Origin of the sequence: Affinundibacterium nitidum (assembly GCF_014284155.1) — a bacterium.
Taxonomy (GTDB): domain Bacteria; phylum Pseudomonadota; class Gammaproteobacteria; order Burkholderiales; family Burkholderiaceae_D; genus Undibacterium; species Undibacterium nitidum.
The window spans coordinates 1-1252 of record NZ_JACOFZ010000024.1 but is presented as its reverse complement, the minus strand read 5'-3'; the positions used below and the strand labels follow the sequence as shown (position 1 = coordinate 1252).

At 53.3% G+C, this 1252-nt stretch carries 1 protein-coding gene; it reads right to left on the bottom strand.

Annotation, left to right across the window (positions count from 1 at the left end; translation table 11 throughout):
• Positions 1 to 1252 (bottom strand): beta strand repeat-containing protein (locus tag H8K36_RS18865; protein ID WP_222611284.1); only part of this gene is annotated, 1252 nt, incomplete at both ends.

Here is a 1252-nt window from a genome sequence, read left to right as displayed (position 1 = left end):
ACATCGCTGTTCGCACTTTGGACACTTGGATCATAGGTATAACTCACCACGCCTGTGCTTGAGTTGTAGCCTGTTAAGACCAAACTACCCTTGCCTGTCGTGATCGTGATTGGTGTACCACCTAAAGCATTTAATTGCGCCAAGGTGACGTTGGTGCCACCGACCGTAATGCTCGCCAATCCTGCTGGCGCACTGACCGTGAAGCTGTTCGCCGTCGCGGTTGCCGTTTCTGCTACCGTCATGTCGCCCGCAGAACCTGCATTGCTGTCCGGGATCGTGACCGTTGGACCACCATCGGTATTACCATTGATCGTAATGACCAAAGTCGCTGTCGTCGTACTGCCGTCACCATCGGTTAAGGTGTACGTAAAGCTATCAGTCAAACTTTGACCGGCACCTAAGCCATTGACGGCCGCATTACTGTTGTTGAGCGTGTACGTGTAGGTACCATTGCTGTTCAAGACCAAAGTACCGTAGCCTGCTGCATTCGTGAACGTACCTGCTGTCACTGGAGTGGCGTTGCTGTCCGCACCGACCGTGTCGTTCGTGATCACATTGCCGGTGACTGTGTTCGGTACTGCATCTTCAGTGATGTTGTTGATGTCACCGACCGCTACTGGTTTGCTATCCGTAATGAGGATATCTAGGCTGTCGTTATTGGTCGCGCCTAAGGCATCGGTGACTGCTACGGTGATACTGTCGGTCACATCGCTGTTCGCACTTTGTACCGCAGGGTCATAGGTGTAGCTGACGACACCGGTACCGCTATTAAAGCCCGTTAAGACCAAGCTACCTTTGCCTGTCGTGATCGTGATTGGTGTGCCACCTAAAGCATTTAATTGCGCCAAGGTGACGTTGGTGCCACCCACGGTGATGCTTGCTAAACCAGCGGGAGCCGTGACCGTGAAGCTGTTCGCCGTCGCAGTTGCCGTTTCTGCTACCGTCATGTCGCCTGCAGAACCTGCATTGCTGTCAGGGATCGTGACCGTTGGACCACCATCGGTATTACCATTGATCGTAATGACCAAGGTTGCCGTTGTCGTACTGCCGTCACCATCAGTTAAGGTGTACGTAAAGCTATCGGTCAAGCTTTGGCCGGCGCCTAAGCCATTAACGGCCGCATTGCTGTTGTTGAGCGTGTACGTGTAGGTACCATTGCTGTTCAAGACCAAGGTACCGTAGCCTGCTGCATTGGTGAACGTACCTGCTGTCACTGGCGTTGCATTCGTATCGGCACCAACCGTGTCGTTCG